We start from the raw sequence: 26,464 nt of genomic DNA on the forward strand, positions 1-26,464 counted from the left end.
CAACAGATTATTAACCAATGCAACAATAACAAAACAAATGACCATGTTATCTGAGAATAACAGCTCTTTTGTTTGAATACTTAACCTTGATTAATGAATAGTATTGCAAGCCATCTTAAAAATAGATATTCTTGCCTGCAATGACTAAATAGAGCTATTTAGTGCATTTTTATGCCACCAGTTGGTGACTATTGACCCGCAGTAATACGAGACACGACATGCAAGATAACGCTCAAACTATTGAAGCTCCTGTAGCACCAACACAAAGTAGCTTTTGGATGTTTTTCATCCCTTCGTTAATTGGTCTATTTTTGTTTATGGCGCCAATTAGCTACCAAGGTGACTTAACCATTCCAGTTGCCGTCCTTGCTAAATCTATCCAAGCTATTTTGGGCGATTACCTTGTTGCAATAGTGACAGTGATCATCGCCTTTATGTCTGCAGCTTCCATTTTATGTAAAATTTTTCAACCTGCATTCATTACAAAGAGTCCTTTCTTAAATGGGCTTTTTAATCCATCTGCTCTTTGGTTAGCCGTCCGTGTATTTGGTGGTATCGCCGTCATCATGACGTTTTTCCAAATCGGCCCTAAGGCTATCTGGGAAGAAAACACTGGCGGTATGGTTCTTGAGGGTTTATTACCCACTTTATTTTCTGTATTTATTTTTGCAGGGCTTTTGCTGCCTTTACTACTTAACTTCGGGCTACTGGAGCTATTTGGTAGTTTATTAAGCAGAATCATGCGTCCAGTTTTCAACCTTCCAGGCCGTAGCGCAATCGACTGCATGGCTTCTTGGTTGGGCGACGGTAGTGTCGGTATTTTGCTGACCAGCAAACAGTACGAAAGCAAATTCTACACACAGCGTGAAGCCGCTATTGTTGGTACAACGTTTTCTGCCGTTTCAATTACCTTCAGCTTAGTCGTTATTGCGCAAGTTAAGCTAGAGCATCTGTTCCTACCTTTTTATGGCACCATTTGCCTTGCAGGCTTTGTTGCAGCGATCATCATTCCTCGCCTGCCACCATTAAGTTTCAAAAAGAACACTTATATTGATGGTACCTCTCCAGCTAAAGATGCCGATGCAGTTCCAAGCGGCCATACCTCGTTCTCATGGGGGATGGAATTAGCACTGGCGAAAGCAAGCCAAGTTAAATCTGCAAAATCGATCTTCGCTGAAGGCATGCGTAACGCTGTTGATATGGTGTTTGGTGTGCTACCTGTCGTGATGGGCTTGGGTACTCTGGCTCTGATTGTTGCAGAATACACCTCTGTATTTTCTGTATTGGGCCAACCGTTTATTCCTTTTCTAGAGTTACTTGGTGTACCTGAGGCTGTTCAAGCATCTCAAACCATTGTGGTCGGCTTTGCGGATATGTTTATTCCCGCGATTCTTGCAGCTTCCATTGATAATGAAATGACACGTTTCGTGATTGCAGCCATGTCAGTGACTCAGTTGATCTATATGTCTGAAGTGGGTGCGTTAATGTTAGGCAGCAAAATTCCTGTCAACATCCTTGAGCTGTTTGTCATATTTATTCTGCGTACGCTCATTACACTGCCAGTGATAGCTGGTGTAGCACATCTCATTTTTTAGTAAACAATGCAGCAGTAACGGCACTAATAACATTTCAATATGCAAGTCCCCACTTATGTGGGGATTTTTTTGTTCTAAACTAAAGATTGATTCGACCAAATTAACAGAAATATAAATAGAAAATAATTTCATTGATTAAATTATCACCTTATACTTTTAGCCTATGCTCTAAGAAAAAAGCAGAAGTAAATAAGGTAGTTTATGATGAGATGGATAACCGCTTTACCACTTATTTTTTTCAGCTTATTTGTTCATGCTGCAAGCTTAACTATTACCCTCCCAAACCAAGATCGGGTTACTTATTCTCTTGCACAATTGGCAGAGATACTGCCTCGTGAAACCTTCACGACTCAGCTTCCTTGGTTACCAAAAGAAAATACTTTCACTGGTTTTAAAGTTATTGATTTAATTAATCATTTGCAAGTTGGACAGGTTTCTTCTGTATCATTTTTGGCCATTAATGATTACGCCGCTAATATTGCAATTGAAAACTTAACTCGCTATGAACCCATTATTGCTTATCACATGAATGGCGATGAAATGAAAATAAGAAACAAGGGGCCGTTTTGGCTGATCTACAATCTAGATAAATATCCACAAATAGACAATGGCATTTATTACACCCAAATGGTGTGGCAGTTAGAAAAACTATTGATTCACGGTAAATAATGAATTTTACAAAACACAGCACTTTACACCCCTTGCTATACCGGGCAAAAACACTGTTGATTGTCCTGTCAGCCACCTTGATCGTCGCTAATTTGTATATACTTTCGACCACACGCTCTTTAGCCAACTCCTATACCGACCAACGTAACTATGCAACTTGGTATTTATTCCAGCTCACCAAAGAGTATTCTGAGCTGGTTGCTTCGATTCCTTATTACTTAGATTCACAGGAGAAGAGAGCGCACACTTGGCTGCAGTATGAGCTGATTTGGAGCCGTTTTGACTTGATTCTAACGAGTAAGGAATCGGATAATTTTATGGGTAGAACGGATTCCCAGCATTTCTTTAAGAACAACTTTGATGATTTCAAAATATTAGAAAGCTTATTGCTGGCCGTTAAAGATCAAAAGTCATTGGCTGTATTTGAAAAACATGCTCGCTTGATTTACGACCAGATTATCGGCTATGTAAACCAAAACTTTCAACTGCAAAGCCCTATCTATCTCGAGCAAAAAGAAAAAGCAAATAGGCTAACACAGGTACAATTTCTGCTGATGTTCTTGATGCTGGGTTGCATTGGCTTAGTTAGCTATATTTTTCATAAAGAAGCGGTTGCTCAGCGTACCTTAGCGTTAACTGACCCTCTAACTGGACTTGCAAACCGCCTTGCGATGTTTGAAGAGCTGAATCAAATTTCTACCAACAACCCCTTCTCTCTCTTTCTTCTCGACTTAAATGGCTTTAAGCCCATTAACGACCAAAATGGTCATAAAGCAGGGGACAGTGTGTTGCAGCAAGTAGCGTTTCGCTTAACACATTCGATTCCAACCTTTGATTATTCGGTATTTCGTATGGGGGGTGATGAGTTTGCCCTGATCATCCATAGCGTAGATGCGATGGAACTGAGCATTATGCAACGCCACATTAAAGCGTGTTTTAAAGAGAATTTCTTCGTGGATAATGGAGTGGGAGCAAAGCTTTCAACCAGTATCGGTATTGCCTCTTTTCCTAAAGATTCAGCCAATATTAATCAATTAATACATATTGCGGATAAGAATATGTATGCCATGAAGTTTCTACAAAAAAGCCCCTCTGTATGAGGGGCAAAGTTACCATCGCTTTATAGTTATAATGAGTCCGCTATTATTCCAGGTTAGTCGCTGCAATAAGTGACTAGCCGAAATCGCCATTGACATATCCCATGGTTCTATCATCTTTAGGATTGTTGAAAATCACTTGTGTATCATTGTGTTCAACCAATTCCCCCATTAAGAAAAACGCTGTGCGATCAGAAATACGACGCGCTTGCTGCATTGAGTGCGTGACAATAACGATGGTGTAATTCTTTTTCAGCTCTTCCATCAATTCTTCAATTTTGTGTGTTGCAATCGGGTCAAGGGCGGACGTTGGTTCATCCATCAAAATCACATCCGGCTCCATCGCTATCGTACGTGCGATGCACAAACGCTGTTGTTGACCACCAGAGAGGCCAAACGCATGCGACTTCAAGCGATCTTTTACTTCATTCCACAACGCCGCGCCGCGCAATGAGCGCTCAACCACTTCATCGATGTGCTTTTTATCTTTAATCCCTTGTGCGCGTAACCCATACGCCACGTTTTCATAAATACTCATTGGGAACGGATTTGGCTTTTGGAACACCATTCCCACTTTGATACGCAGATCTGCAACATCAATATTGCCGTAAATATCTTGCCCATCCATCGCCAATTTACCGGTGATAGTCACGCCTTCAATGAGGTCATTCATTCGGTTCAAACAGCGTAATAAAGTCGATTTTCCACAGCCAGAAGGGCCAATCAGCGCTGTCACTTGACGAGTTGGAATAGGCAGGTTGATTGATTTTAGCGCTTGGTTATCGCCATAAAAAAGGTCTAGGTTTTCAATATTAAATTTGTTCATTCTTGTTATCTCTCAAAATTCTGTAAATCGCGCCCAACGCTCTGCTTAATAAGAAGCGGTATTAAATCGTCTTGCGATTAGCTTCGTCACCATGTTGATCAGTAGCACAACCACAATCAGCACGGTTGCTGTGCCGTAGGCTTGATTCCACTCTTCAACCGTGAACAGCTCTGTTGTGAGCTTGTAAAGGTGAACGGTTAGGGTGCGGCCTGAATCGAGCAATGAATCAGGAATACGTGCCACCATTCCTGCGGTTAAAAACACAGGAGCCGATTCACCAATAACACGACCAATACTCAAAATAATTGACGTGAGGATGCCGGGCATTGCACTTGGCAAAATCAGACGCCAAATGGTGTATATTTTTGAGGCTCCAAGACCATAAGAACCTTCGCGATAAGTTTGAGGAACGGCCATCAACGCTTCTTCTGTGGTCCGAATGATCACAGGCAAAATCAAAATGCTGAGCGTTAGCGCACCCGACAAAATAGAGAAGCCTAAGCCTAGAATCACCACAAAGAAGGTCATGCCAAATAGACCAAAGATAATGGAGGGGATCCCCGCCAAAGATTCGGTACAAAAGCGGATCACTTTCACCAAGCGGCTACCGATTTTGGCGTATTCGGTAAGATAAATCGCCGTCATAATACCCAACGGGGCGGCCACCGAAATAGAAGCGATCACCATATAAATCGTCGATATGATCATCGGGAAGATCCCGTGTTCATTGCCAGTACGGGTGTAATCGTCGGTAACGAAATTCCAATCTACGTGTTGTAGCCCGTTAGAAAGGATGTACCAGATAATCCAAAATAGGAAGCCGACTGTTACAGCGGCCGCAATCCAAATAGATATTTTCAATACGTTATCTTTTAGCTGGCGGGCACGTTTTAGTTTTACTGTATCCATCACTATTACCTCGCTCTCTCACGGTTTAAATAGAGCAATGTGGCATTCAAGATCATGATGAATGCCAATAGCACAACGCCTGTTGCGTAAAGCGCACTGGCATGAACACCACTTGCGTAAGACATTTCAATCGCAATATTGGCTGTCAGCGTGCGTGCTGAGTCTAAAATACCTTCAGGCATCGCTGGCGCGTTGCCCATCACCATAATAATGGCCATGGTTTCACCGAGCGCACGCCCAATTCCTAAGATGACGCCGGTCATAATTCCGGAGCGAGCTGCCGGTACCAGCAATTTGAAGATGGTAAAAATACTGGATGCACCTAATGCCAAAGAACCTTCTTTGTACGTATGAGGGACTGCGCGAATAGAAGTCTCGGACACGGTAATCACCGTCGGTAAGATCATGACACCAAGCACAATAATGCCCGCGAGAATGGTATTGCCCGCAGGAACTTGGAAAATGTCCTGAATCAAAGGAACAATAATCACAAGACCAAAGAAACCATAGACCACGGAAGGAATACCAGCGAGCAATTCAACGGCTGGGCGAATGATATTCGCGACACGTTTTGGTGCGACTTCGGCAATAAAGATAGCGGTGAGTACGCCCACAGGCACACCAACGATCACCGCACCAAACGTTGAAACCACAGAAGCGACAATCATAGTTGCCACACCATACAGAGCTGGCGGCAACCAATCTTGTCCAAGGACGATACCCGAGATACCCACTTCTTGAAATGCGGGAATACTTTCGCGGAAAATGAAGTAGGCAATGATGGCAAGAGACACAATGCCAATAATGGCACTGGTAAGAAACAACCCGTGGAAAATGCGCTCTTTCCAGTCCACACGCTTTTTAGCACGAAGTGCACGTTTGGAAGCTTGCGTAGAAACGTTGTTCATAAGCTTTTCACTATTTGTTGCGATGGTCATAGTATCAATCTCACTATTCGATGGAATCGACGTGGATAGAAAAGGCTCAGCCCCAACGATGGGCTAAGCAAACTTTTAAAGTTATTTCCCCAAACAACTTGAAGTGGCGGCTAAACAGCAAGTCAGTGAATTCCCATCCACATGGATAAAGCATGTGTTTGGGCTGAACGAAACAACGTCGCTGCACCTTCAAGTCGAATGGGAGAGTCTATTAGTTCACTGCGATATAGTGATGTTCTGCAACGAGTTTTTGAGCTTCAGGCGTTAGCATCCAATCAAGGAACTGTTGCGTTTGAGCGGATGGTTGGCCTTTTTTGTACAGTACAAGGAAAGGACGAGCCACTTTGTATGAACCATTTTTCACGTTATCTACCGATGCATCAGTACCGTCTACCGCTAAGGCATGAACCGTGTTATCAACGGTGCCAAGAGAGATGTAACCGATGGAATAAGGGTTAGACGCAACCATAGTTTTCAAACTGCCGTTACCGTTAGCTACTTGAGCTCGTTGAGAGATAGCAGATACCGTCTTGTCTGAGATTTTTTTTGTCAGTTTCATAATCTCTTCGAATGCACCACGAGTACCTGATGCGGTATCGCGAGTAATTGCAACGATAGGTTTGTCTTCACCACCGACATCTTTCCAATTCGTGATCTCGCCTCGGTAAACGGCAGAGACTTGTTCAGCACTCAACCCTTTTACTTTATTGCTTGGATGCACAACCACCGCTATACCATCAAGCGCGATCTTTTCTTCAACTAATGATGCTTCTTTTTCTGAGCTTTTTAGGCCACGTGAAGACATACCAATATCCGCACTGCCGTTCTTAGCGGCTTTAATACCCGCAGAAGAACCTGGGCCTTGAACCTCAATAAACACGTCCGCGTTTTTCTTCATATATGTTTCAGAGAAAACTTCCATCAATGGCGTTACGCTGCTAGAGCCAACAGCAGAAATGGTTTCTTTTGCAAAAACTGGGTTAACTGCCAATGCACCTAAAAGAGCGATTGCACCGATTACTGTCTTTTTCATCACAAATATCCTTAAGAGGCTTTATTGCCGTTGTGTATTGAACGAAACTCACTTTAGGACGCAAATATGACAGTTGTGTTTCACTTAGTTTAAAACTAGATGACACAGTAAAATATTTTAGGAAAACAGAGGAAGGGCAGCGCATTTTTGAGTGCATCACTTAAGATCAATCTGAAAAAATTGGCAAAGTCATTAGGTGCCGCCGCGAGTCAGAAATTATCCATTGATTACCCAACCACCAGCAGAGCACCCCATTCTAAGTTCGGTTTATAGGGGTGAATTTTATGAACGCTCAAATACCGGTTTCGCCAATTTTCTCAGCAGATTCGGCTTTTTCACCACCAGATAAACAGCCGTAACGGCAAGGCAGAAGCCCGCAACACCAAACCCATCCAATGATTCATCAAAAGCAAGCCATGCTTGAATGGCGGTGGTTGGTGGTACAAGATAAAACACGGAAGCCACACTTGAGGCCGCACCGTGTTCAACCATATACAACAGCAATAAAATAGAGACACATGACAGCACCACAACCAGCCATACCAGTGTCATGATAAAGGTCGGTGTCCATTGCACTTGCATGGTTTCAAAGCTCCAAGCCCAAGGTAAGAATAGGCATAACGCAGCCACATATTGCACGGTAGCGCTGCCAATCATATCCACACCTTGGCAAAATTTTTTCTGATATAAGGTGCCGAGCGTGATGCCGAGCAGAGATAACAAACACAAACTAATGGCAGGCCATTTGTGTACTTCCGATTGCCACTCAATGTTACCCATCAAGACGAGACTTATCCCAGAAAACCCAAGAGCTAACCCTAACCACTGCGCCAGATTAAAGCGCTCTGTACTCATAAAAACCAGCAGCAGCGCAGTCAAAATGGGTTGCGTCCCCACCAGCAGAGCACTTAAACCTGCTGGCATTCCCCAAGAAATCGCTTGGTAGGTTCCGCCCAAATAGCAACCATGAATCAACACGCCCGTTATACAGGAATGCCACAAATGGCGACCACGCGGAATGCGCCTTTTGAGCAATAACAGCAAACCAATAAAAAGCACCACGTTCGCCACCATGCGCAGCGTGAGCAGCGTGGCAGGTTCCGCATACATTAAGCCAAACCTTGCGCCAACGAAACCAGATGCCCATAACACGACAAACAAGAACGGGATCATTCTTACAAACATCACAAAATTCCTAGCCACAATCGATTCTATGCTGCTACTTTATTTGGGTACAGTTATGCGTAAAAGGCACAGATTTGAATAATTTAGTGGGTACAGAATGAAAAGTAAGCTTAAAAACACGGATCCTAAATATACTGAGGTAAAACGTCATCTTAAGCAGACCATCGACGATGGTTTATTCCACGCACACGATAAAATGCCTTCCATTCGCCAGCTATGCGAACAATTGTCTGTCAGCAAAAATACCGTTATTCGTGCTTATCAAGAGTTAGAAGCGATGAATGTCGTCTACTCTCAGCCTCGTTCAGGCTATCGAGTCCAAGGTGCTGTAATCCCTTTGGAGATTCCGCTGCCACAACCCAATAGCATTGACCTGCTCTCTTTATCTAAATCAATTTTGGTTCAACCCACAGTGAAACATCACATGCCTGCAGGTTCAGCGCATCCTAATACGCAAAGCACCGCGATTCGTAGTTTGTATGCAGAAATTGGCCGCCACAGCCGCCAGCAAACGCACATTCCTAGCCACTATCAGCTACCGCCAGGTAATAGCCATTTAGTCAAACAACTGCTAAAAATATCGCAAGATTTGGGCCTACAAATCAAAGCACAAGAAATCGCCATTACGCATGGCGGTCAGCAGGCCATCAGCCTCGCATTTCGTGCATTAACCAAGCGCGAAGACATTGTGGCCGTTGAGTCACCTTGTTATTTTGGCACGCTGCTGTTGCTTGAATCATTAGGCTTAAAAGTGGTGGAGATCCCCAGCCATAGTGTCGAAGGCATCGACATCAGCGCCCTCGAACAAGCGCTATCTCAATGGCCGATTAAGGCGATTCTCGTCACGCCTAATTTTAACAACCCAACCGGTTCACAAATGCCTCTGGAAAAACGTAAACAGCTTTTGGCTGTCAGTGGTGATACACCAATTATTGAAGATGATGTGTTTGGTGGCCTATATTTTCAAAAACCGATACCTTGCTTGAAGATGCTGGATGGCAAAGGCCGCGTTATTTACATCAATTCGCTCTCCAAAACCTTGGATTCACGGCTGAGGATCGGTTGGATCATCGCTGGAAAGTATCAAGCGCAAATAGAAAAGATATTGCTCAGCGAGAATATGGGCAGCTTGAATTTAATCCAATCAGCCGTAGCGGAATTTCTCGAAAGTGGTAAGTACCGCCAACATCTAGCCAAAATGCGCCGCACTTACCAACTGAACCAGCAGCGCTTTGCCAAATTGCTCACCACCTCGCTCAATCACTACCCGTCGCTGCAAGGGCAGTTTCAATTAAGCCGACCTGAAGGTTCATTTTTATGCTGGCTGACACTTCCGTCATTCATCGATAGTTTTGAGCTTTATCAACGTGGCCTGCAAAACAAAATCAGCCTCCTGCCGGGGCATCTTTTTGCAACGCAGGGACAATTCCAACACTGTATCCGTTTCAGTGTAGCGAACTTTGAAGACAACATGGCATGGCAGGAAAGCATAAACAAACTGACCGAACTGATTCATCTCGCGGCATCAGATCACAAGACGTAAGCGTACGCATTTTAAAAAATTGCTGACTAACCACTTGTATTGCAACAAAGTCGGCATAAGATGAATGCCTTAGTTCAATGAAGGTTTGCTATGAATAATCAATTATCATTAAGAGCGTTAGAGCGCGGTGACTTACGCTTCATCCATGATCTCAATAACAACCGCAACATTATGTCTTACTGGTTTGAAGAGCCTTATGAATCTTTTGATGAGCTGGAAGAGCTGTACAACAAGCACATTCACGATAACGCCGAGCGTCGGTTTGTGGTTGAGAACCGAGATAAGGAACTGATCGGTCTCGTTGAATTAATTGAAATTGATTACATTCACCGCAGTGGCGAGTTTCAGATCATCATCACGCCAGAGCACCAAGGAAAAGGGTTTGCACAAACCTTGATCAACAAAGCCTTAGACTACTCTTTCACCATTTTGAACCTACACAAAATCTACCTGCATGTGTCGACGGAAAACGAAAAAGCCATCCATTTATACCAAAAAGCCGGCTTTGTTGAGGAAGGGCACTTAGTTGAAGAATTCTTCATTAATGGCCAATATCGTGACGTAAAGCGCATGTACATTTTGCAAAACGCGTATCTTAATAAGCCCGCGTAACGTCATAGGAGTGAATAATGGTCACATCCTCATTTTACCCTGATCAAATTTGACTGATAAAAGAGCGTGGCAACACACAAGCCACGCTTACTTATTAGCTTTTTTGCGTTAACTGGCAATATCGAGCTTGTTGCCTGTCACGCCATTAATGCGAAACCACCCAGCGATGCTGAAACGCTCAGCATTGGTAGGTTGTACTTCATGCGGAAAACGTTCGGATAAAAAGACCAGTAAACGCCCCGCTATCGGCGCAACCGTCGCGAGATACTGATCTTCAACATCGTAAATAACCAACTCACCTGCATCAGCACCACACCACCGATCATTCATATAAAATACCGTCGTCAGTTTGCGGCTGGCGTTGCCTGTAAAGGCATCGAGGTGTTTTTGGTAGAATGCCCCTATTTCATATTTGGCAAAATGAGCTTCGTATTCAAATAGCCCAAGAAAAAAGTGGCGGTTAACCTCTTGCCGAATTTGCTCCATACGTTGCAAATAGTCTTGCACAGGCAGGCCCATGCTGTTTTCAATCCACTGGATTTTATCGTTGCGTATTTCAACCTCTAATTGCAAGGCATCGTGCCTGCCAATTCGCGCCACTTGTAACTGCGGTGGCGTACACGCTCGTAGGTTTTTGGTTTGCTCTGGTGTTAAAAAGTCATCCCATATGTACCAACCTTGCTCGGCAATTGCGTCCATCAATTTATCTAACGACATTTTCACACTACATATAACAAAAGTGCTGTGGTTATATCGATAGCAAGCCATAACAACAAATCGGTGTTTCGATGCTTAAGACAAGGCGAATTTGTGGAGGCGGAGAAGCTGGCAAGAAAAGACTAGAAACAAACACCGTGGTTGTTGAACAACCTATCGTTGAATACCCTCCTACATAATAAAGGGGCACTGACTCGTGCCCCTTTAAATTTAATCAATAAAGATGATTAATCCAGTCTTAACGTTACACCACTGTAGTTACTATAGCCTTTGAGCATCACATGGTAGGTGGTTCCTGGTGTTGCAGAAATTGTGCACTGTTCATTGTTACCCGATTTGTAAGGGCGACAATCCCACGAAGAAGTGGTTGGTTTGCTGCCGGCTTTGACATACAAATCAGCATCACCTGAGCCCAGACTGATCGAAACTTTAGCGCTGGTTGAGCTTGCGACCGTAAAGGTATAGAAGGCTTCGGAGCTTCGCGTACCTTGTAACCCTATTACTGGTTTGCCTTTTTCTAGCACATTCCCGGTTGGAGGGACTACGCCACAGCTAGCATTTACGCCCACTTGGTTAAAGGCATCAACCACATCCGCTTTGTTATAACCTAAGTCTTGTGCCGCTTTTGCGACACCACATCCACCTTGGTCAAAGGTACTGTTTGCTGTCCAATATAACTGGTTAGCGACGGTGAATACTTCAAAACCTTTACGAACCGACCAATTGGCTTTGTTGGCTAGCAAATAATACGCGCGATTAAACACACCACTTGAATAGTGAACATTTAATCCATTGTAGTATTGAGAAGCGTGATCGATAGAACGGCCATCTTTTGACGGTTGATCAAAATAACGTAAGCCACCGGAAGATTTGAAAATGTCGCTCCCGACCACCCAGTCAACGCTGCCTTTCATATAAAATTCAGCTGCTTCCCCAGCAATATCAGAGAACGCTTCATTGATACCACCAGACATATTTTGGTAAACAAGTCCTGAGTTCTGCTCGGTAAAACCATGGCTTACTTCATGCGCACTGACGTTGATATCCACTAATGGATAAAATGTATTTTGGCCATCACCAAAGGTCATGGACGATCCGTTCCAGAAGGCGTTTTCATAGTTGCTATCATAATGCACACGCATAGTTAGCTGGAAGGTTAATGGAGTGGTGTTCATCCAGTCTTTGTACATATCGAACACCACTTTACCAAAGTAGTGTGCGTCATTAAGTGGTGAATAAGCGCCATTAATCGCTTTGTAATCGTTGTAATTACTCGCGTCGGTACATGAATAGCTGAACGTTGAACCACCAGATGTCGCATGCTTCATATCCACGGTTTTTACAGCGCTATTCATCATGCTGCAGGTGTTGCCTACTTTATTTATCACTAACCCTGGGAAATCTGTTCCGTACTGATAAAAACCTGTCTTCTGATTTCCACCAGGTCCAGTACCCGTCGCCTCTGCATGGTTTAACCCTTCCCAAGTTTGTAATACGTCACCAGAGTTCGCATCAATAAAGAAAAATGGCCGTGCAGGCTCATTGGTTGCAACAAAGAAGTCGACTAAATAAACCATTTGAGCCATTTGGTTTTCGTCCAAACGCACCATCAATTGAGCACGCTCGTTTTCTATAACAAGATCCGCACTCGTCAGTGATGGGTTTTGTTGTTGGTAATGCGTAAGTGCAATACTAACCGCCTGCTTTTGTTCAACTTGTGGTGAAGTACTTACCACATCAGAATCAATTTGCTGCGCCATCATGCCGTAAACTTGGCCGATACCTTTCTCAGTTTGCGTTGCTACGACTGACGTATTAAAGACCGGTAAACCATGATACATCTGCTGGTAACGGACTTTGACTTTACCATTAGGTAGAGTGACGCTTTTTACCACCTGAAAGCCATTTTGTGTTGGCACAATACTGCGAGCCTGCATGGATAAAGCTTGTTCGAGTAGACTTGGATCATCAACCTGCACCATTTTCGCGGCTGATACTGGTAGTGCTGCGCTGATAGAGGCTGCGAGGAATAGCCACTTCATTTGACGTTGTACTTTTTTCATTTCTCAATCCTAGAGAGTTATTATTAGCATCCGCTGACGACTTACATCCAATCAACCACCAGCGACGTGACTGCGAATGATTCGCTCATTGAAAATGGATCAAGAAAACCAACATCGCCAGTAGCACGGAAAAATAGTGCAAAACGAGCGTCAAATAAAATGGTCACAAAAAAGACAATAGCCAAAATAACTCGAAGATTTATTACAATAATTAACTTATATATTAACGAGATAAACATAAATGATAATTATATGTACATTTAATAGTGCACATAACTATCAATATAATTTTTGCTTGAAATTGAAAAAGGCAGCGCTCGCTGCCTTCTATTAATCACCTTGCTACCACTAAAACTTATAACCAGCGCCTATCATAAATACCCAAGGATCAATGGTCACATCAGTTCTCTGCTCGACACCTTGATACTTATAAGTCGCTTCAGTTTCAATATCGGCATACCAAACTGATGCATTCAAAAACCACTGTTCGTTGAGCATATAATCAAAACCAGCATTGGCCGCTAAACCCCAAGAATCTTTGAGTTTGAGATCCGTTAAGGTTGCACCACTTCCCGTACTGTTAAAACCTTCATCGAAGAACATGGTGTAGTTAATGCCCGCTCCAACATAAGGACGGAATTTCGATGACGCTTCACCAAAGTAGTATTGCAACATAAAAGTTGGCGGTAGATGTTTTGTTTCAGCAATGTCACCTAAGTTCAAAAGATTGGTTGAAATAGTATGGCTAAAAGGTGTAGCCGCTAACACTTCAAAGCTAATATTGTCGGTGATCATATAGCCTATTGTTAAGCCAAGCTGAACGTTTGAGTCCACAGCAAGCTCTTCATTTGAGCCTAAAATACCATCGCTGCTATCATTGGGCACCACAGCGGCAAGACCGGCACGCACAATAAAGTCACCTTCTTTGTGGGCAAAAACATTCGTAGAAACAAGAGCAGAAAGCACGGCAAGGCCGCAAAGTGTTTTTTTCATTGTGATTTCCTTTTTGTAGGGCGGGGTAATAGTTTTTATTTGCGCGCACAGTAGCACATAAAAACCACACTTTTTTGATGGAAATCAATTTGTAAAATTTATCGCCGATCAGCTTACAACTCTGCAACCTTGATCACTTTTCTAGGCATAAAAACACACAGTCATGTAATGCGTTTTTTATGTGCATCACACCTAGCCTAACGTTGAAATGGCTTTGTTATTTATGGTTAAAAACTGACAATATTGGTAAGAAATAGTAATAGCGTTTTATTGTCAGAAAATATCATCATAATTTATCACGCACCTAACAGAGCTTGACGGACTCCTCACACCACAATTGTTAATATGAACTCCTCAGATTAACCCTTTCTGCTTTTCTAAAAACAAAGGACAACTCAATGAAACGATTTCTTTTACCTCTATTTGGTTTGCTCGCGTTAGCGGGGTGTGATCAACAAACGCAAACAGAAAGTGCTAAGGCTCTAGAGCCCACCACCGTGGTGGCGGAAACAGATGCCGTACCGTCACCCATCTGTGCAAGCGAGTTGATGCCGGGAGGTTGGCAAGCGACAGAAATTACCGACGAAGCTAAAGAAGCGTTGAAGAGCGCTTTAGCACAAATGGAGAGCAATGCACAATTAAAAGACATTATCGATGTCCGTTCACAAGTGGTTAACGGGGTGAATTATGCCATTGAGTTTGAAATGGATGATGGCAGCATTTGGAATGCGATAATCTATCGCAGTTTAGAAGGTGATTACTCGTTAACCCAACCAGCAAAACAAGGCAAATTGTGTGAATAACCTCATCTCATAAGCCATTATTAAACCAGAGTTAGAGAGTAAAAAGAGGCCATGGCCTCTTTTTACTACTCGATACTATAGCTACTTAATACTATCGCCATACACCCCATTCACCCGTAGTTCCGGGCTCTTCATTTTTTGTCCACCACTGTGCGGTCCAAGTTTGCTGCTTGTGCATAACGACATCACCGGACGTATAAATTTTAGTCGCATTCCAAGCATTATCGGGGACAGGTGGCTGTGGCGTTTCCTCTTTTAGCAAAGAAAGCTGATAACTGTAAGTCGCGTTTGGAGCAAACACACGGTTAGCATACACATTCTGGCTATCGTACATATAGTGATTCATTTCTTGGTGCCAAATACCAATAAACCATCCCCCTTTTTTCACTTGGTTAAACTGACCTGCCATTTCCGCTGGCCACGTTGCTGTATTATTGGCTGAAATCGCTAAGTTGATATCGGTCGTTTCATTGCCATTGGCATCGAAGGTACGCAAACGAACCGTATCGCCAGATTCAACAGGACCAAAACCTTGTGAAAGATAACCACCAAGATCGCTGAGATTCTGCGCAGGTTCTGATGGGTCTGTCGGATCCGTTGGGTTTGATCCACCACCGCTAAAACTAATATCACTGCAGTTATAAAAACCTTCGCCCGCGGCATCAATACGTTGCCAGCGAGTATAAAGCACAGCATCACCACTTCTATCGGCGGGCAGGGTAATCTTGATGCGATATTTTTTATCCGTCCCCACGGTGACATTACCTTTGGTATCAATAAGATCCAGATCATCCCAAGTTAATGGGGCCTCACCGGTATAAGTCGGTTTAGAGAGATAAAACTCCCAATAAGAGGGGTTATGTGGCGCGGTAGCATTAAAGACTAATTCGATTTGTTGATTAGCGTCTAAATTCACGGCCGTTTTTTGCCAATGAGGTGAAGCAACATCTAACCCTGCTTTCGCGTTGCTGCCTGCGGAGCACAACAAGCCGTCGCGAACAACAGCTTGAACATGAGCCATGTCACGATAATTTGCCACATTGGCCGCCACTTCATTGCGTTGTACAAAAGGATAAGCTCCAGACTGATCAAAAGCCGCTTGGCATGCTGCATTAGGGATCGTATTACTCCAGAAACCACCATCTAGGTAACAGGTATTTTGCCGCGCGCTCGGAAATTCAACCCAACCATGAGCTTGTGCATGAGCAGAAAGCAATCCGCTCAATGAAAGCAAACCCAATACACTGACTTTATTAAAATTATTCATCATTCTTCCTTTTTGTATTATTAGCATCAATGCCACAGAACGACACTCTGTAACACATGAATTGCCAATCAAAGCTAGCAAGAATTATCAATAGACAGTGTCAAATCTGGGTAGGAATACTGGACTATTTGCTTATTTTGCCACTCTCTTTCCAATCAAAAAGGATATGAATCATTGAACTCACAGTGAGTTTCGAGTGACTTCATGGTTTAACAATTTTTGCCAACTTTCCTTATCTGCGATTTAATTGACGACAAAACAACCAAAAACAAACATCTCGCGAACAAAAATGAAAACGATTACATCTCAATTTAATGGCACTAACCATGAAAAAATGAAAACTAATCATTTGTTTTTATGCACAAATTAATTCCCTTGTAACATTTGTCACAGAAATACATTTAGTTGCACACGACAATGCCGTTCTCTTTCGAATGAAACATTTTTTATCGTTCGAGCTTTAGAACCATCGCACTACATTAATGAGGTCAACTATGTTTGGTATCTTTAAACCCCAAGCGCATATCGAGAGGCTCGCTACTGAGCGGCTCGATAGCACTTATAGCCGCTTGCGCTGGCAGTTATTCATCAGTATTTTCTTCGGCTACGCAGGCTACTACCTTGTTCGTAAGAACTTTAGTTTGGCGATGCCTTATTTGATTGACCAAGGTTTTAGCCGCGGTGATCTCGGGGTAGCTCTTGCCGCCGTATCGATTGCTTATGGCCTATCTAAATTTTTAATGGGGAGTGTTTCTGACCGCTCTAACCCACGCTACTTCTTAAGTGCAGGCCTTTTAATGTCTGCGTTAGTAATGTTCTGTTTCGGTTTTATGCCGTGGGCAACAGGCAGCATTACTGCGATGTTTATTTTGCTGTTCTTAAACGGTTGGTTCCAAGGTATGGGCTGGCCTGCTTGTGGCCGTACCATGGTTCACTGGTGGTCACGTAAAGAACGTGGGGAAATTGTTTCTGTATGGAACGTAGCCCACAACGTCGGCGGTGGCTTAATTGGTCCCCTTTTCTTGTTTGGTCTTTGGGCATTTAACGATGACTGGCGCGCCGCATTTTACGTTCCTGCCTTTTTTGCGACCTTAGTTGCCATTTTCATTTGGATGACGCTGCGCGATACGCCGCAATCTTGTGGTTTACCACCGATTGAAGAGTATAAAGATGACTACCCAGACGACTACGATAAATCTCATGAGAATGAGATGACCGCGAAGGAAATCTTCTTTAAGTACGTTTTCTCTAACAAATTGCTGTGGTCTATCGCTATTGCCAACGCTTTTGTATATCTCATTCGTTATGGCGTATTGGACTGGGCTCCTGTTTATTTGAAAGAAGCTAAAGAGTTTACCGTTGATAAATCTTCTTGGGCGTACTTCTTGTATGAGTGGGCAGGTATTCCGGGAACGCTATTGTGTGGTTGGATATCCGACAAAGTATTCAAAGGCCGTCGTGCACCTGCGGGCATCTTATTCATGGTTCTCGTTACTTTTGCGGTACTCATTTACTGGTTTAACCCTGCTGGTAACCCAGGTATCGACATGGCGGCTCTTGTTGCGATTGGTTTCTTAATTTATGGCCCAGTAATGTTGATTGGTTTATACGCACTGGAACTGGCTCCGAAAAAAGCAGCAGGTACCGCAGCAGGTTTAACAGGTTTGTTTGGTTATCTCGGCGGCGCAGTAGCGGCAAATGCGGTATTGGGTTACACCGTTGACCACTTTGGTTGGGATGGCGGCTTTATGATCCTAGTCGCTTCGTGCGGTATTTCTATCCTTTGTCTGCTGTATGCCTACATTGGCGAGCGTGCTCACCATAAAGAAAAAGACAGACTTGCGGAAGAAAAAGCGTCAACACAATCATAAATCTGACACCTAAATGTGTTGAATTTACGTTACGCACTGTTCACTTTGAATCAAAACTCTCCCCCTGCAACGTCAGGGGGAATTTTTAAGGATAACAATATGAAACTGACACTACTCGCACTTTCCATGGCTACTTTAGCCAGCTCGGCGTGGGTTCAAGCAGAACCATTGGTGATAGCGCATCGCGGCGCTTCCGGTTATCTGCCTGAACATACCCTTGAAGCCAAAGCGCTTGCTTACGGCATGAAGCCTGATTTTATTGAACAAGATGTCGTGATGACCAAGGATGACCAATTGGTGGTTCTGCACGATCACTATCTTGACCGCGTCACTGACGTTGCCGAGCGTTTCCCTGACCGTGCACGTGGTGATGGCCGCTATTACGCCATCGATTTTACGCTGGCAGAGATCAAAAGCCTGCGCGTAACTGAAGGTTTTAATATCGATGACAAAGGCAATAAAACTGCTGGTTTCCCCAACCGTTTCCCTCTTTGGAAATCTGACTTCACCGTCCCAACCTTAGCGGAAGAGATCGAGCTGATCCAAGGGCTGAACAAAACGCTCGATTACGATATTGGTATTTATCCAGAAATCAAAGCGCCTTGGTTCCACCGCCATGAAGGTAAAGACATCAGTAAAGCGGTACTGAAAATGCTGAAGGAATATGGTTACGACAGTCAAGAGTCGAACGTTTATCTGCAATGTTTTGATCCTATCGAGCTAAAACGCATTAATGATGAACTGCTTCCAGCAATGAACATGGACCTCAAACTGGTTCAATTGATGGCCTACACCGATTGGAATGAGACCATGATCTATGATGGCGACCAAGCACAGCCATACAGCTATGATTGGATGTTCGAAGCAAACGGCATGAAGCAAGTCGCTACCTACGCCGATGGCATTGGCCCGTGGAAACCTATGTTGGTTGACGATGCTTCAACCAAAGAAAACATCATCATCAAGCCATTGATGAAAGCCGCTAAAACCGCCGGATTAGTCGTTCACCCTTATACCTTCCGAGCAGAACCCGATCGCATTGTACCTTATGCCGACAGCTTTGATGGGATGCTCGATGTGTTCTACAACACTGTAAAAGTGGATGGTTTATTTACGGACTATCCCGATAAAGCAGTGGGGTTTTTGCATTCAACTCGCTAAGTAAGCGTGATTAACCTTACCACTTTGGCACGCTTCATCCCCAGTATCATCATGCTGGGGATGTTATTTTTGGTGACTTAATGCCTTCACCACCTTAAGCACATGCTTATTTAAGTTACTGGCTTCCCAAAGCACCGCAATTTGGCTGTTAAAAGGCATCTCCTCGATAGAAATGATCACGGCTGAATCATCGATATGTTCAGCCAGTGATTGGGGCACAACAGCTACGCCAAATCCCGCCAGAGCCATTGCAACCATCGACCTCAACTGCGGAGCCGAAAAACGTTGATCGACACGGATGCCCACATCGTCAAACAGCGCTTTCATACCATCATGCAATGCTGGCCCCGTTTCACGAGGAAACAACAAAACGTGCTCATTTTTTAACTGAACTAAAGTAAGGCGATCTTTTTCAGCCAAGGGATGCCCTAAAGGGATCACCGCGACAAAAGGCTCTTCAAATAAAACCACCCGCTTTAAAGACTCACTGGCATAACAAGGTAAACGCACCAATGCTATATCCAACTGCTTAGCTTTCAACTGCTCAACCAACTCTGGCATCGCTTGCTCAACCGCGGTGAGATTCACGTTTGAAAAACTGTCCCTTATCTCCCGCACTCGGGATAATATTTGGGTATTCATCGCAACCGAAGTCGCAAAGCCCATCCGCACTTCATTTTTTTCTCCACGCGCCAGCTGTTTTACTTTCGCCTTCGCTCGATCCACATCATTTAAGATGGTGACCGCATCGACATAAAACATTTGCCCAGCCTCGGTCAGCTCTACCCCACGTGGTAAACGCTTGAATAACAGCGTATCGAGCTCATGCTCCAATTTCTTTATCTGCTGACTCAACGGTGGTTGAGCAATACCTAACACTTCAGCCGCTCGTGTGAAATGGCGCGTTTGTGCCACCGCCACAAAATACTTGAGATAGCGAAACTCCATATCTTTTCCATATAGAAATAAATCTTATTTATATTGGATTTAGCCACGTGGAGAAGTCAATCTAAATATACACTTTATTGCATAAATGGTTATTCTCATGCGTGGATTCTACACTCCGCTTTGTGCTTGTTCTCTCGATGTAGCAAAAGAGTTTGCTGAATATCATCATGTAACGGGGGATGGAGAGATTTACCAAACTTCGTTGATGAGTGCGTTGATTGCTGGCGTTTATGAAGGCGCAACAACGGTTGAACAACTGCTGCAACATGGCGATTTTGGCTTGGGCACATTCAATCAATTAGACGGTGAGCTCATTGCGTTTGATAAAGAAGTTTTCCAATTAAAAGCCGATGGTTCGGCTAACCCCGCACACTTAGCGCAGCAAACCCCCTTCGCCGTCATGACTTTTTTCTCTCCTGATGTCGAAGTTCCTATCACCTCTAAAATGTCTCGTGCTGACATTCATCATCTGATTGATGATTTAGTACCCAGTGACAATATTTTCTGCGCAGTACGTATTGACGGTTTATATCAGTTTGTCAGAACGCGTACCGTGCCGCGTCAAACTCGCCCATTTCGCCCAATGTTGGATGTTGTAAAAGAGCAGCCCACATTTAATTTCACCTTCAAACAAGGCGTTATCGCCGGTTTTAGAAGCCCGCAGTACACCACAGGTATTAACGTTCCGGGGTATCACGAACATTTCATTACCGAAGATAGAAAAGGCGGTGGCCACATACAGGACTACTCTATTTCGTCGGGCTTTTTACAAATTGGCAAAGTATCGCGCTTGGTAATTGATACCCCGACTTCGCTAGATTTCCTTAAAGCCAACCTAGCTCCCAATGACATCCGAACCGCGATTGAAAAAGCGGAAAAATAGCGCTGAACAGGAGAAAAAGAATTGAATTGAAAAAAGCCGCCAGATAGCACCACCACTTCGTCAAGAAGTGTCAACGTCAGTCAACAATAAGGGTATAAAAATGAATACAAAACCTACCACTAAAAATGGCGCTCAATTAATCGCTCAACAGCTGGAGTCTTTGGGTGTCCGCTATATTTTTGGCATTCCGGGGGCCAAAATTGATCGGTTATTTGACGCCATTGAAGACACCAATATTCAAATGATCCCAGTGCGTCACGAAGCCAATGCGGCCTTTATGGCCGGCGTCATCGGCCGTTTAACCGGCAAAGCCGGAGTCACTATGGTGACCTCAGGCCCTGGCTGTGGCAACTTGGTTTCAGGGGTTGCCACTGCCAATTCAGAAGGTGACCCGCTGGTCGCTATCGGCGGCGCGGTCAAACGAGCAGATCAACAAAAGCAAACGCACCAGAGTATGGATACCGTCAGTATTTTCCGCTCTATCACAAAATCCAGTGCAGAAATTCAACATGTTGATGCCGCCAGCGAAGTGATGGCAAATGCCTTTCGCACAGCAGAATCAGGCCGGCCGGGGGCGTGTTTCGTTAGCATTCCCCAAGATGTTTTATCCGACCAGACACTCACTGATATTATTGTTCCATCACGTAATGTTCATTCAAGCCAAGCCAGCCCAGAAGCGATCGAAGAAGCCATTACCCGAATCGAGCAGTCACAGCGCTGCGTCGTCTTACTCGGCTTACACGCCAGTCGCGCTGAAAATGCTCAAGCCATCAGCCGTTTTTTGCGCACCACTCAACTGCCTGTAGTCGGAACCTATCAAGCCGCTGGGGCAGTTGATATTAACTATTATCACCATTTCGCTGGCCGCGTAGGTTTATTTAACAATCAGCCCGGAGATGTATTGCTGCAAGATGCTGACCTGATTGTAACTATTGGTTTTAACCCTATCGAGTACGACCCAGAGCTTTGGAACGCAAAACAGTCCCCAATCATCCACTTAGACATTGAACCAGCAGAGTATCAGCTCAATTACCAACCTTGCGTGGAAATTGTCGGCAACATCGTTCAATCACTGGATGATATGACCGATTGTGTCACCAATTTCGCACGCCTCTCTCCCAAAGCCTTATCGATTTTAGAGGAAGTGGCGCAACAGCGGCAGATAATAAAATCCTACCCTACTCGTCAATCTCAGCATGGGTTTCATCCATTAACCTTAATCAAAGCGATGCAATCCATTATTACCCCAGACACCACTTTGTGTCTGGATATGGGCAGCTTCCATATCTGGATTGCGCGCTATTTAAGCTGTTTTCGCGCCCGTCAAATGCTGATTTCAAATGGTCAGCAAACCATGGGCGTTGCCCTACCTTGGGCGATTGGTGCAAACCTGCTTAAACCCAGCACCAAAGTGGTGTCTGTTTCTGGTGATGGCGGCTTCATGCAATCAAGCATGGAGTTAGAAACTGCCGTCCGCCTAAAATGCAACATTGTACATATCATCTGGGTCGATAACGCCTACAACATGGTCGAGATACAAGAGATGAAAAAGTATCAACGCCCGTCCGGAATAAAATTTGGCCCGATAGACTTTAAAGCGTATGCCGAATCATTTGGCGCGCAAGGCTTTGCCGTGACCGAACGTCATCAACTGATGCCTATGCTGCATCAAGCCATGGAAACTCAAGGACCTGCTGTCATCGCTATCCCCGTTGATTACAGCGACAACTACAAGTTGATGCTACCCAGAACACAAGAAAATCGAGATCCAATTTTTGAGCATATCGAAGGAGAAACAATATGAATGGTTTAACCCATAAAGTCGCTTTAGTCACGGGTGCCGCCAACGGCATCGGCTTTGCGATAGCACAGCGTTTATATGATGAAGGGGCCAATGTAGTACTGGCCGACTGGAATGAAGAGCAACTCGCCACCGCCATCGAAGCTTTTGACTCAACACGCGTCGCGGCGCAAGTGATTGACGTCTCCGATCCTAAAAAAGTAAAAGCCATGATCGATAACGCCGTATCACGCTTCGGTAAGCTCGACATTTTAGTCAACAATGCGGGCATCCACATCCCCGGCTCCGTCTTAGAAAGCAGCGTTGAAGATTGGAAGAAAATATCAGCGGTGAATATTGATGGCGTCGTGTATTGCTCTAAATTTGCCTTACCTGAACTGCTAAAAACGCAGGGTACCATAGTCAACACCGCTTCAGTCTCTGGCTTAGGTGGCGACTGGGGTGCCGCATTTTACTGCGCCAGTAAAGGCGCGGTAGTCAACCTCACTCGCGCCATGGCGTTAGACCACGGTGCCGCTGGCGTGCGAATTAACGCCGTGTGCCCAAGCTTAGTTAAAACCAATATGACCAATGGTTGGTCGCAAGAGATTAGAGATAAATTTAACGAGCGCATCGCACTAGGACGCGCCGCAGAACCGAGCGAAATTGCCGCCGCAGTGGCCTTTTTAGCCAGTGACGATGCATCATTTATCAATGGTGTCAATTTACCCGTCGATGGTGGCGCTACCGCTTCCGACGGCCAACCTAAAATCGTTTAACCACGAAAATTCAGCCAGTACCCAAACCATTTTCCGTGCTGGCTGATATTTTAAAACCGCATAATTCAAAACAAGCCCCATAAACCTTTCAGCCCTAAAAGGCCTCCTTTTCCACAATTAGTACAACTCCCACAAACACGAAACTAATTGGGGAGGGTTAGGATGGAGTGTTTCTTGGTTGCTGGCAGCACCCCCTCCTAACCTCCCCCTGAAAGGGGGAGGAACAGAACGGTATCAGCTTCCACTCTAGAGCATATAATTGGACAATTGTGAGTTTCGAATCGGCACAAAAATGACGGGTTTCAGATTCGAAAAAGTATGGAATGGCTCTAAACCTGTAGCTAATTTTTATCGGCCACAACAATCCAAACTTTTCTTGAAATTCAGCTCGAAACTAAGCTTTAGCAAATTTCATTATGCAGCCACTCATTGCTCTTTTGGCGATTCATGTGGCTCACCGCTAACCCCCATCATCATCTTATAATGCGCGCCATGCTCAGACTCTTCAAAAATCTTCTTGAAAACTTTTCTGTAGGTATCAATAACCCCAATATCTTGAGTTACGTACAAATCGTCAATAGCATGGTGAGAGCCATCGTTAACCCACGAAAACAGTGACTGGCAAATCAACCTTTCTTCTCCTTCGAAAAGCTCAATCATGTCATCTTTTTTGATATTCCCTAAGAACGTAAAATAGTTCTCTAATATCTTTCTCATTGTATTTTGAATAGTTAGCGAACAAGGTTCTGGCGCTTTTATCTCCTGCCAGAGTAATTCATACGATGATTTTATTGGATTTGAATTATGCCCAACAATTTTAGAAGTACCAGCAACTTTCCTCACTATCCAAAAGGTTTCATCACTCAGTTTATCTTGCCCTGATCGCCTTTTATTAAACGTAACTTCCTTAAAAAAATAAGTATTATGAGTCAAGACGAATAACTGCTTCATTAAGCTAGAATCATTTATAGCATCGGACATTAATCCTTTTATTAAAGTACTTACGATAAATAAAATATCGCTATCCAAACTAGAAACAGGATCATCGATAACTACAACTCTGTCAGTTGTTATGCCAACTTCGCTGAAGCTACCTTTAAGTAAATGGTAAAAGTATAAAAAAGATATAAAGGTTTTCTCTCCTTCACTTAATGTCTCTTTTGCACAAGAGCCATCACCTCTAACAATAGAGTAACAACTGTCTTTCATAGATTTGCCAATAGTAAAACTAGTAAATCCAAATGACTTTAATAAGCTGTTAATCGCATCGATAGTTGGCTGAATTGAAGTAGTGTCCTTTTCTAGTGCCTTTATTTCAGCATCCTTAGCTATCTTATCTGCCTTTTTAGCATTTATACCGACAGTTAAGCCATGAATAGCTTTTTGCAAACTTGAAGAATCTTTTGTGTATTGTTGAAGTTCTGCTTTCAGTTCCTTCTCCAACACAAACTTCCAAACCTGATTGACTAACAATTCTTTTTCGCTTTTAAAGTTAGATACAATCAAATTATGCTGATTAATTGATTTGTTGGCGTTTTCAACTATCGATTGAATTTCATCGATTATTTGATGGGTAGCTTTTAATGTAACAGTAGAAGCAGGCTCTGATATTTTATTAGCAAGCAACTGCATATTCTCACTGGTTATCGCCTTCAATGTGTCAAACTTGGCTTTTAATAAGTTGCTGTCAATATCTGCATGGCTATTAGCCACAAGACTTTCGAGATGTGAAATCAATTGTTGTGATGAGCTAGAATATGTCGCCACTACAGCCTGTAGATATTCAATATTTTGAGTAAATGTTTCGTCGAAATAATTGGCTAACTGCTCTTCAAAGCCACTCCGTAGTGTTTGTTGGCAAAAGGGGCACTCACCTTCTGATAGAGGTAAGTAGTTCGTACCATGTCTAACCCAATCACTGTTATTGAGCTTATTAATTACACCTGCTATATCAACATCATTTTTACCAATAATTCTCTGTTGTAAAATCTGATGTTGTTCCAATTCCTTTAGTTTTGACGAGTCAAGAGTAAGTTGGATTAATTGTTTTGATTCTGGAGTATCACCAAATAATGTCTTTGCTTTTTCAATTAAATATTCTTTTGTTTTTAAATCAGCAGTATTACTAGCGTTTTCACTAATAACTCGATCTTTAAACTTGGATTTACTGTTACGTACACCTTGAAAAGCGTCTTTAAATAACTCGTCTAATTTATCTTTTACTAACCAACATTTATCTGTGAAATGATTATCAATAACTTCAAGATCTCTTATTTTACCCTTGTTGCTGTCGTCACCATTTAAAACTAATTCCTTGGATTTAATTTCTTCAACTATCTTGTCTAATTCACATTTTCCTTGCGCAATACTATCTATAACTGCTTGATCAGCTTCCCCTAAGGTAAATACACCGGGTAGGTCCTTTTGAGGATTGAAATTTTTCTCTACAAAATCTCGATTATAAACAAATCTTTCTATGGGCGAACCAGACCACTTAACTGCACAGTTTGCGTACCTTGTTGAATCCTCAATCAATCTAGATATTGTCGTTTTACCAGCACCATTTGCACCAAAGAAGAAATTAAACTTTTCAAGTGGTGACACCTGTTGAGGGACTATTCCATATGTTGCTGCGTTAGCAATTTCTAGAGAATTAATCATGCGACATCCTTGTTAGATAATTTAACGTCACCAGAGATTAATTTTGGCAATAAATAATCTCTATTTTCAGTTAGTTAATTAGTTTTTTTTGAGTAGCCACCATTACAGTAGTCACTTTGTATCATTACTAA

The 26,464-nt window shown here is 43.4% G+C and carries 23 protein-coding genes; 11 read left to right on the top strand and 12 right to left on the bottom strand.

The genetic code is table 11. The features are described 5' to 3' along the window. Positions 1–218: 218 nt before the first annotated feature. From AACV32_RS08335 to AACV32_RS08345, 3 genes are all read left to right on the top strand, one after another. Positions 219–1,595 (top strand): YjiH family protein, encoded by a 1,377-nt coding sequence (locus AACV32_RS08335; protein ID WP_026027937.1) that lies wholly within the window; start codon positions 219–221, stop codon positions 1,593–1,595. A 201-nt stretch (positions 1,596–1,796) separates the two neighbouring features. After that, positions 1,797–2,264: a molybdopterin-dependent oxidoreductase gene (locus AACV32_RS08340; protein ID WP_013868110.1), complete on the top strand. Its 468-nt coding sequence runs from the start codon at positions 1,797–1,799 to the stop codon at positions 2,262–2,264. Beyond that, the gene (locus AACV32_RS08345; RefSeq protein ID WP_170894890.1) at positions 2,264–3,364 is read left to right on the top strand and encodes a GGDEF domain-containing protein; all 1,101 of its coding nucleotides are present in this window, start codon (positions 2,264–2,266) and stop codon (positions 3,362–3,364) included. Before AACV32_RS08340 ends, AACV32_RS08345 begins: the two co-directional genes overlap by 1 nt. 73 nt (positions 3,365–3,437) lie before the next feature. On the opposite strand, the gene pstB is transcribed toward AACV32_RS08345, so the two are convergent. From pstB to AACV32_RS08370, 5 genes are all read right to left on the bottom strand, one after another. Further along, the gene (gene pstB / locus AACV32_RS08350) at positions 3,438–4,187 is read right to left on the bottom strand and encodes a phosphate ABC transporter ATP-binding protein PstB (protein ID WP_013868112.1); all 750 of its coding nucleotides are present in this window, start codon (positions 4,185–4,187) and stop codon (positions 3,438–3,440) included. Between the two features lie 45 nt (positions 4,188–4,232). Further along, positions 4,233–5,096 carry a phosphate ABC transporter permease PstA gene (gene pstA / locus AACV32_RS08355; RefSeq protein ID WP_026027681.1) on the bottom strand — a complete coding sequence of 288 codons (864 nt, stop codon included), beginning with the start codon at positions 5,094–5,096 and terminating at the stop codon, positions 4,233–4,235. A gap of 5 nt (positions 5,097–5,101) precedes the next feature. Next, positions 5,102–6,034 carry a phosphate ABC transporter permease subunit PstC gene (gene pstC / locus AACV32_RS08360; protein WP_088733528.1) on the bottom strand — a complete coding sequence of 311 codons (933 nt, stop codon included), beginning with the start codon at positions 6,032–6,034 and terminating at the stop codon, positions 5,102–5,104. Positions 6,035–6,245: 211 nt separating this feature from the next. Beyond that, on the bottom strand, positions 6,246–7,067 hold the full coding sequence (locus AACV32_RS08365; protein WP_026027935.1) for a phosphate ABC transporter substrate-binding protein: 822 nt from the start codon (positions 7,065–7,067) through the stop codon (positions 6,246–6,248). Between the two features lie 282 nt (positions 7,068–7,349). Next, positions 7,350–8,252, bottom strand: a complete 903-nt coding sequence (locus AACV32_RS08370) for a DMT family transporter (RefSeq protein WP_026027683.1) — start codon at positions 8,250–8,252, stop codon at positions 7,350–7,352. A 97-nt stretch (positions 8,253–8,349) separates the two neighbouring features. On the opposite strand from AACV32_RS08370, the gene AACV32_RS08375 reads away from it, so the two are divergent. Together AACV32_RS08375 and speG are read left to right on the top strand one after the other, a co-directional pair. After that, positions 8,350–9,795 carry an aminotransferase-like domain-containing protein gene (locus AACV32_RS08375; protein WP_170894891.1) on the top strand — a complete coding sequence of 482 codons (1,446 nt, stop codon included), beginning with the start codon at positions 8,350–8,352 and terminating at the stop codon, positions 9,793–9,795. Positions 9,796–9,885: 90 nt separating this feature from the next. Next, positions 9,886–10,407 carry a spermidine N1-acetyltransferase gene (gene speG / locus AACV32_RS08380; RefSeq protein WP_013868118.1) on the top strand — a complete coding sequence of 174 codons (522 nt, stop codon included), beginning with the start codon at positions 9,886–9,888 and terminating at the stop codon, positions 10,405–10,407. A 108-nt stretch (positions 10,408–10,515) separates the two neighbouring features. Here speG and AACV32_RS08385 read toward each other — a convergent pair whose 3' ends face one another. The 4 genes from AACV32_RS08385 to ompW all read right to left on the bottom strand — a co-directional run bounded on the left by AACV32_RS08385 (position 10,516) and on the right by ompW (position 14,180). Then, positions 10,516–11,124, bottom strand: coding sequence for a 2OG-Fe(II) oxygenase (locus AACV32_RS08385; protein ID WP_170894892.1), 609 nt, complete (start codon positions 11,122–11,124; stop codon positions 10,516–10,518). A gap of 227 nt (positions 11,125–11,351) precedes the next feature. Further along, positions 11,352–13,187 (bottom strand): zinc metalloprotease EmpA, encoded by a 1,836-nt coding sequence (gene empA / locus AACV32_RS08390; protein ID WP_170894893.1) that lies wholly within the window; start codon positions 13,185–13,187, stop codon positions 11,352–11,354. Between the two features lie 41 nt (positions 13,188–13,228). After that, on the bottom strand, positions 13,229–13,372 hold the full coding sequence (locus AACV32_RS08395) for a hypothetical protein (protein WP_017045961.1): 144 nt from the start codon (positions 13,370–13,372) through the stop codon (positions 13,229–13,231). A gap of 163 nt (positions 13,373–13,535) precedes the next feature. Continuing rightward, positions 13,536–14,180, bottom strand: coding sequence for an outer membrane protein OmpW (gene ompW / locus AACV32_RS08400; RefSeq protein ID WP_026028654.1), 645 nt, complete (start codon positions 14,178–14,180; stop codon positions 13,536–13,538). Positions 14,181–14,578: 398 nt separating this feature from the next. Here ompW and AACV32_RS08405 point away from each other — a divergent pair, with 398 nt between their 5' ends. Further along, positions 14,579–14,983 (top strand): cystatin domain-containing protein, encoded by a 405-nt coding sequence (locus tag AACV32_RS08405; protein ID WP_170894894.1) that lies wholly within the window; start codon positions 14,579–14,581, stop codon positions 14,981–14,983. Positions 14,984–15,074: 91 nt separating this feature from the next. Here AACV32_RS08405 and AACV32_RS08410 read toward each other — a convergent pair whose 3' ends face one another. Continuing rightward, the gene (locus AACV32_RS08410; RefSeq protein WP_026028653.1) at positions 15,075–16,250 is read right to left on the bottom strand and encodes a lytic polysaccharide monooxygenase; all 1,176 of its coding nucleotides are present in this window, start codon (positions 16,248–16,250) and stop codon (positions 15,075–15,077) included. 494 nt (positions 16,251–16,744) lie between these two features. Between AACV32_RS08410 and glpT the strand changes: the two genes are divergently transcribed. Both glpT and glpQ read left to right on the top strand, forming a co-directional pair. Next, positions 16,745–18,121 (top strand): glycerol-3-phosphate transporter, encoded by a 1,377-nt coding sequence (glpT, locus tag AACV32_RS08415; RefSeq protein ID WP_026027688.1) that lies wholly within the window; start codon positions 16,745–16,747, stop codon positions 18,119–18,121. A gap of 99 nt (positions 18,122–18,220) precedes the next feature. Next, positions 18,221–19,282: a glycerophosphodiester phosphodiesterase gene (glpQ, locus tag AACV32_RS08420; protein ID WP_170894896.1), complete on the top strand. Its 1,062-nt coding sequence runs from the start codon at positions 18,221–18,223 to the stop codon at positions 19,280–19,282. Between the two features lie 63 nt (positions 19,283–19,345). Here the strand turns inward: glpQ and AACV32_RS08425 are convergent, their stop codons facing one another. Further along, the gene (locus AACV32_RS08425) at positions 19,346–20,230 is read right to left on the bottom strand and encodes a LysR family transcriptional regulator (RefSeq protein WP_170894897.1); all 885 of its coding nucleotides are present in this window, start codon (positions 20,228–20,230) and stop codon (positions 19,346–19,348) included. 85 nt (positions 20,231–20,315) lie between these two features. Between AACV32_RS08425 and budA the strand changes: the two genes are divergently transcribed. The 3 genes from budA to AACV32_RS08440 all read left to right on the top strand — a co-directional run bounded on the left by budA (position 20,316) and on the right by AACV32_RS08440 (position 23,672). Then, positions 20,316–21,113, top strand: coding sequence for an acetolactate decarboxylase (gene budA, locus AACV32_RS08430; RefSeq protein WP_170894898.1), 798 nt, complete (start codon positions 20,316–20,318; stop codon positions 21,111–21,113). 100 nt (positions 21,114–21,213) lie between these two features. Then, entirely contained in the window at positions 21,214–22,917 is a 1,704-nt protein-coding gene (gene alsS / locus AACV32_RS08435; protein WP_026028649.1) for an acetolactate synthase AlsS, read from the top strand. After that, positions 22,914–23,672 (top strand): SDR family NAD(P)-dependent oxidoreductase, encoded by a 759-nt coding sequence (locus AACV32_RS08440; RefSeq protein WP_013868131.1) that lies wholly within the window; start codon positions 22,914–22,916, stop codon positions 23,670–23,672. The genes alsS and AACV32_RS08440 overlap by 4 nt, the downstream gene beginning before the upstream one ends. Before the next feature lie 426 nt (positions 23,673–24,098). Here the strand turns inward: AACV32_RS08440 and AACV32_RS08445 are convergent, their stop codons facing one another. Beyond that, positions 24,099–26,333, bottom strand: a complete 2,235-nt coding sequence (locus tag AACV32_RS08445) for an AAA family ATPase (RefSeq protein ID WP_170894899.1) — start codon at positions 26,331–26,333, stop codon at positions 24,099–24,101. Between the last annotated feature and the right edge of the window lie 131 nt (positions 26,334–26,464).

This window comes from Vibrio sp. B7, from assembly GCF_963888765.1.
Taxonomy (GTDB): domain Bacteria; phylum Pseudomonadota; class Gammaproteobacteria; order Enterobacterales; family Vibrionaceae; genus Vibrio; species Vibrio anguillarum.